The 6707-nt window shown below is 67.7% G+C and carries 5 protein-coding genes; 2 read left to right on the top strand and 3 right to left on the bottom strand.

Features of this window, described 5'->3' with window-relative positions:
* Positions 1–143 precede the first annotated feature (143 nt).
* On the top strand, positions 144–3701 hold the full coding sequence (locus AB0M48_RS44385) for a hypothetical protein (protein ID WP_363855022.1): 3558 nt from the start codon (positions 144–146) through the stop codon (positions 3699–3701).
* A 154-nt stretch (positions 3702–3855) separates the two neighbouring features.
* Positions 3856–4197: a hypothetical protein gene (locus AB0M48_RS44380; RefSeq protein WP_090006401.1), complete on the top strand. Its 342-nt coding sequence runs from the start codon at positions 3856–3858 to the stop codon at positions 4195–4197.
* 69 nt (positions 4198–4266) lie between these two features.
* Here the strand turns inward: AB0M48_RS44380 and AB0M48_RS44375 are convergent, their stop codons facing one another.
* The 3 genes from AB0M48_RS44375 to AB0M48_RS44365 form a co-directional block, all read right to left on the bottom strand.
* Entirely contained in the window at positions 4267–4869 is a 603-nt protein-coding gene (locus AB0M48_RS44375; protein ID WP_363855019.1) for a hypothetical protein, read from the bottom strand.
* Positions 4862–5446, bottom strand: coding sequence for a hypothetical protein (locus AB0M48_RS44370; protein WP_363855016.1), 585 nt, complete (start codon positions 5444–5446; stop codon positions 4862–4864). The genes AB0M48_RS44375 and AB0M48_RS44370 overlap by 8 nt, the downstream gene beginning before the upstream one ends.
* Before the next feature lie 72 nt (positions 5447–5518).
* Positions 5519–6697 (bottom strand): RtcB family protein, encoded by a 1179-nt coding sequence (locus AB0M48_RS44365; RefSeq protein ID WP_363855014.1) that lies wholly within the window; start codon positions 6695–6697, stop codon positions 5519–5521.
* Positions 6698–6707: the final 10 nt, after the last annotated feature.

Below are 6707 nucleotides of genomic sequence, written 5' to 3'. Positions count from 1 at the left end.
TCGTCATCGGACAGCAGCAACTCAGGCAGCTTCGGGTTCGGCATGCCACCGAACCCTACGCCTGCACACGAATTAACAACTCAGGACACTAGTCCGATTCATTCGGAACGGAACACCAGCGGTCTCCGCGGCGTCTGAAGATCATGGCGCTGGAACCGGAGATCGGGCTCGTCGGCAGGGACGACATCACCGCACTGGTGGAGTCCCTGGTGGAACGCCGCGCGAAACACCCCCTGCCGGTGATCGTGGCGTTCGGCCCAGGTGGCAGCGGCAAGACGTCGTTGCTCGACCACGTCCACCGCCGCTACCGCGACGCGCCCACGGCCAAGGTCGACCTCGACAAGGCCGGATCCCGTTCCTGCAAGGACATCCTCGACGTCGCCGCCGAGCAGTTGCGGTCCTACCATCACGCCGAGTTCGGCCGCATGCGGTTGCCGCGCTACGACCTCGCCCGGCTCGCGCTGTACGCCGAGCCGGCCGACGATCCCCACCACCGCGCCCGCGAACTCGCCGCCAAGCAGATGACCCGGCTCGTCGCGGTCGCGGACGCCGCCGAGGTCGTCGAGATGCTGCCGCCCGCCCAAGGCCTCGGCAAGGTGCTGCGGCCCCTGCTGCTGTGGCTCATCGGGCTCGCGGTCGTGGCGCCGCGGCCGTTGCGCTGGCTGCTGGGCGGGCCGCGCGTCGCGAGTGCGTTGCGCTGGTTCGAGAACTACGTCGGCGAAGAGCTGAAGGCCGGGCCCGCGAGCAGCTTGAAGTTCGACGCCGCACTCGTGCACACGTGGAGCCTCAACCGCGCCGGTGACACACTGGAGATCGACCGCCTGCTCGTCGCGGCGTTCCTCGCCGACATCACGGCCGCCTACCGGTTCCGCCGCTACCGCAGGATGAACAGCCTCCTGCTGCTCGACGGCGCCGACCTGCTCGACGGCATCGACTCCTACCTGCCTCCGAAACGGCCACGCCCCGCCGCGCGGGCGACCGACTTCCTCAGCCTGCTGGCCGAGCGCCGCGCCAAGGAACCGCACGTGCCGCTGCTCGTGATCGCCACGAAGCAGTCCGCACCCTCGCTGCCCGACTCCTCGGTCTTCAAGCCGGTGCGCCTGGAGCCGTTCACACTCGCGCAGACGCGGCAGTTCCTCGCCGAGTGGAACCGCACCCGCAACAGCACGGTCGAGTCCGAGGCGCTCGTGGAGGAACTGCAGGAGGTCACGCACGGCCATCCGCTCGCGGTGCGGCTCGCCATCCAGCTCGTGCAGTTCGTGTTCGCCCGGGACCAGGTGCTGCCGTCGGTGCGCTCGGTCTTCGACGAACGGCTGCCCGTCGACGAGACCACGACGTTCCAGGACGCCACGGTCGGCGACTACCTGCTTCTCCGTTTCTTCCAACGGATTCCGGGCACCGAGGAGATGCCCGAACGCGAGGCCGCGCGTGAGATCTTCGCCCGCCTCGCCGCTCCGCGAGTGCTCGACCGGCACGTGATCCGCGCGCTGCTGCCGCCGACGTGGTCGGCCGAGAACATGCGTGCTCTGCTGGCACAGCTCAGTTTCGTGAGGCAGGACGGTGACGACTTCGTGCTGCATCCGCTGTTGCGCGACCTGCTCGCTCGCCGGCTCCGCGAGGTCCCGGCGGATCAGCCGTTCTCGCACATCAGCGTCCACCGGTTGCTGAAGGACCGCTACGACAGCCTCGGGCAACGCGAAGACGCGCTGTACCACGCACTCGCGCTCGGCCAGGTCCACCTCGTCGCTCATCGCCTGCGACCGCACGTCGACGAACGCAGCGACCGCTGGATCGCCGAGCTCGCCGCCATCGCCGAAGCCCCGATGCCACCCGGCGAAGGTGAACCGGAGCACCAGGAAGAGCCGCGCGCGTGGTGGGAGCGCCTCAGGAGCGGCACCGCGCGCAACCTGCACCGCCGCTACGACAGCGTGGTGCGCTCGGAGACCGGACTGCTCGAAGACGCGGTGATCGCGACGTGGGAGCTGCGCTCCCGCAGCCGGACCGACCGCCCGACCGTCGAGATGTACGACCGGGTTCTGCGCGCCCATCAGGAACTCGACGGTGCCGAGGAACGCCTGACCTCCTACCGTGCGATGAAACGCGCGCTCGAACACAACATTCCCGCGTCCCCACCGGCGTCGCTGCCGCGGCCGTCCACCGTCGGCAGGTTCCCGTATCCGCGGCACTGGCCCGGACGCAACTCGGTGCGCCGCGTGGCCGCCTACCTCGTCGTGGTGCTGCTTGTGGTGTACGGCGCGGCTTTCTACCTCCAGAACAGCACCCACTGCCTGCGCTACGGCGTTCTCGAACCCGCCGAACTTGTCGCGGACCTCTCCGGAGAACGCCTGCGGATGTCCAAGATGGACGGTGTGCAGTGCGTCGGCCTGAGTGAGAAACCCGGGAGGTTCGCCTACGGTGACCCGGCCGCGCAGAACAACGACGACGCCGAGGTCGGGGAGCTCGCAAAGCTCATCGCGGAGGAGAACGACCGCGCCGCCAAGGTGAAGGACCGCAGCGTCGTCACGATCGTCGTCGCCACGATGCTCAGTTCCAGCGAACGCGTGAAGCGCGACCTGTCCGCCGGTGTCAACGAGCTGCGCGGCGCCTATCTCGCGCAGCGCGACTGGAACCAGCTCGACGGGCTCGGCCGCAATCCGTTGGTGCGCCTGGTCCTCGCGAACTTCGGTGGCGAGTCCAAGTACGCGTTGAAGGTCGCGGAGCAGATCCGCGCGTACGCCGAGCGTGATCCGTCGGTGATCGCCGTGACCGGCCTCGGGCAAAGTCGTGAGACCACGCAGTCCGCGCTCGCCGTGCTGGGCCCGTCCAAGGACCAGCCGGCGGGAATCCCGATGGTGGGCTCGTCGTTGTCGTCGACGAGCTTCAGCCAGAAGCCGTACTTCTTCCGCGTCGCTCCGGCCAACGACCGCCAGGCCCAGGTCGCCGCGCGCATCATCGAACGCACCGAAGCGCTGCGCGGCCGCCCGATGCACCTCGTGCGCAGTCCCGGCGACGAATACAGCTCGGATCTCGCCGACCAGTTCCAGGACGTGCTCAAGCCTGAACGGCACGACTACGACGAGACCGCCAACGCCGTCACCACGCAGCTCGGCCGGGTGGTCACGGACATCTGCGGGAAGTCACCGAACCCGCTCATCCTCTACACCGGCCGCACCGCGGAGGTCGGCGGGCTGCTGACCGAGCTGAGCCACAGCAACTGCACCGACCCGGTGGTGTTCGGCGGAGACGACCTGACGCAGCTCGAGACGGCGAACTTCACGGATTTGGAAGACATCAAACGATTTGCCGACGGCCGGCTCTACTTCACGACGTTCGCGTGGACGCCGAGCCGTGAGCCGATTCCCCAACCGACGCAACAGTTCTTCACCACGTACGAGGCAGCTCAGAAGAAGCACGCGCACAGGGCATTTCTTTCGGGCCCCAACGGGCACGTTCTCCTCGCCTATGACGCCATCAACGTCGTCGCGAGGCATACCTCCGTTGGGGCGTCACGAGAAAACGTCTACGACAGGCTGCGCACTTTGCGTGACTTCCCAGGCGCGTCCGGGAGGCTGACGTTCGACCGGACCGGCGCTAGCGGCACGTCCGGCGCGGACCCCGTCGACAAGCTGGTCGTGGGCCAGATCGTCAAGCTGGACAACGGTTTCCTGGCATCGCATTACGTTTCCCACGAAGGAACATGACCGGCAGGTGACGTGACTGCGGGTCACCGGACCCCGTGCGGGCGCAGGAAAGATACCGCCCGTTCGCACTCGTTTCCCGTCCGACTTGCGGAGGTACTGTTGTTGTCACGAACTTTCAGGACGTCCGCGACGGTGCGGAGGAGCGGGGTGTGCCGTGTCCTTCAAGGCGGAGTTCCTCGCAGAACTCGAGGACTGTCTGCGCGGTTACGGCGCGGTTCCGGTGAGCAATCCGGACGCACTCGCGTTGTTCATCGAGTTCGTGCGAGCTCTTCCGGCGACTGACCAGAGGCTGCGGTGCCTCGAAGGCGTCGACCAGGGGTCCGGGTCGTTCTGGAACAACCCGGCGGTGTGGTGGGAGCAGGTGCCGCGGTTCGGCGCGGGTTTGCCGCGTTGCGGATCAGCGGAGTGCCGCAAGTTGCTGGACGACATGCTGGACGAGGCGATCAGCGACGAGATCGACGTCCTCGAGATGGAGATCCGCGAACTTCCCAGCTGATCGGGAACCTCTGGACACGCCTGCCGGCGCCGCCACCTGTTACGGCCACGGCGCCGGGGCTTCCAGCACTTACTTGACGGCGACCAGCGACTTGAAGAGTTCCCGATAACGGTGGAGAGCCAGTCGCAGGTCCTCGGTCTGTGGATCACCGTTTCCCTCGAGCTGCTTGGTGAGGGAGCGGTGCCGGGTGTTCAGCTCCTCCAGCGCGCGCGTCACGAGCTCGTCCGCCTTGCGGACAGCGGCCTTCGGGTCGTCGACGAACTCGTACTGCACCGCCTGCCACTCGTCCTCGAGCTTGCTGGACGACCGCGCGCCGGTGTGCTGCGAGCCGGTGGGCTGCTCGGCGCGGTGCTGGTCGGTGCGGCGCTCGTCGCGCTCATGTTCGTTGCGCTGCGGTTCAGTGCGCTGGTGTTCGGCGCGCTGGGCCTCGGTTCGTGCGGCTTCGGTGCGCTGGACGTCGGCGCGCTGGCCGTCGGTCCGCTGAGCCTCAGTTCGCTGTGCATCGGTGCGCTGCGCGTCGGTTCGGTTCGCGTCGGTCCGCTGTGCCTCAGTCCGTTGCGCGTCGGTGCGCTGCGGCTGCTGCGGCATGCGGTCTGTCTGCGGAGTGCGCTCGGTCTGTTGCGGCCGGGCAGGAGTCGGAACCCCCGCGGCGTGAGTCGGTGCCTCAGACATCGGTCTTCTCCTTCCGCACGGCTTCCCTGTCCTTGCGCGGCTCTGCGCCGCGTTCCAGCAGATCGGTGAACAGCTCCCGGTAGTGCACCATCGCGGTGCGCAAGTCCTCGGTGCTCGCCTCGCCGATCTCCTGGCGCTCTGAGATGTCGTGCGCCTTGCGGTAGTGCTCCAGCGTCCGTGCGTGCTCGACGGACAAGACGCTCAGCTGTGCCTCGTACCCCTCAGTGGGGTAGCCGCGCTCGGCCATCAGGTCGGTCACGAGCCGGTCGGCATCGGCGATCGCGCTCTCCGGCGAATCGACGAACTTCGTCTGCACGTTCGCCCAGTGGCGGCGGTAACTCTCCTGCGCCGTCTGGGAAAGCGGCTTCAGGTCGAACTCGCTGTGGCGGTGCTCCCGCTCGGCGAGCTCCTTCTCCGCGGCCGTTCTGCTGTCGCTGTGCGTGACCGCGCGGTCGTACTCGGGGCCGAAGCGGTCGCGCAGCTTCTTGCGCTGCATAGCGGGCCTCAGCACGAACGCGAGGACCGCCAGCACCACTAGAACCGCGACCACCAGGCCGATGATGGCGCCCGTTGACATGGAAAAACCTCCAAGACAGGCAAGAAAGACTCTGCTGTCCTGGAGGCTTCCCGTTCACCCACAAGGGAAACATCAACCCTTGATACAAACCACCTGCTTGAGCTTGGCGACCACCTCGACCAGGTCGGACTGGTTCGCCATCACGGTGTCGATGTCCTTGTACGCGCCCGGAATCTCGTCCACCACGCCGGAGTCCTTGCGGCACTCGACACCACTTGTCTGGGCGGCGAGATCCTGCGTCGTGAACGTCTTGCGGGCCTTGTTGCGCGACATCCTCCGGCCGGCGCCGTGCGACGCAGACTCGAACGAGTCGGGATTCCCGAGCCCGCGCACGATGTACGAACCGGTGCCCATGGAACCCGGGATGATGCCCAGCTCTCCACGGCCCGCACGGATCGCACCCTTGCGCGTCACCAACACGTCCTCACCGAAGTGGTTCTCCTCGGAGACGTAGTTGTGGTGGCAGCTGATCGGGTCCTCGAACGCGATCTGCGGGAACTCGGCGCGCAGCACGTCGCAGACCAGGCGCAGCATGACCGCGCGGTTGCGTCGCGCATAGTCCTGAGCCCAGTACAGGTCGTGACGGTACGCCGCCATCTCGGGCGTCCCCGCGAGGAACACGGCGAGGTCCGGGTCCGGCAGCTCGGAGTTGTGCGCGAGCGTGCGCGCCACCGCGATGTGGTGCTGCGCAAGCTCGTTGCCGATGCCGCGCGACCCGGAGTGCAGCATGACCCACACCCGCTGGTCGGTGTCCAGGCAGACCTCGAGGAAGTGGTTGCCGCCGCCGAGCGTGCCCATCTGGTGCATCGCCTTGTCGGCGCGCGCCTTCACGGCCGGCGTGAGGTCGTCGAACTTCCTCCAGAACGTGCCCCAGTCGGACGCGTCCCTCTCGGTGAACGCGGTCGCCTTGTGCTGGCCGAAACCGACGGGGACCACGGCCTCCATGCGGGACCGCAACCCGCGCAGCGTCTCCGGCAGGTCGCTGGCCGTGAGCGAGGTGCGCACGGCGGCCATGCCGCAGCCGATGTCCACGCCGACGGCCGCGGGGGAGACGGCGTCGCGCAGCGCGATCACCGAGCCCACCGTGGCGCCCTTTCCGTAATGCACGTCGGGCATGACCGCGATGTGCTTCACGGCCCAAGGCAGCGCGGAGATGTTCTGGAGCTGTCGCATGGCGAACTCCTCGACCTCGTCCGGTCGAGTCCACATTCGGATGTCCACGTTCTGGCCGCGGACCACAGTTGCTGCCATGCCTACGAGG

Origin of the sequence: Lentzea sp. NPDC051208, assembly GCF_040682435.1 — a bacterium.
GTDB classification, from domain to species: Bacteria; Actinomycetota; Actinomycetes; order Mycobacteriales; family Pseudonocardiaceae; genus Lentzea; species Lentzea kristufekii.
This window is presented reverse-complemented; position numbering and strand designations above follow the sequence as displayed.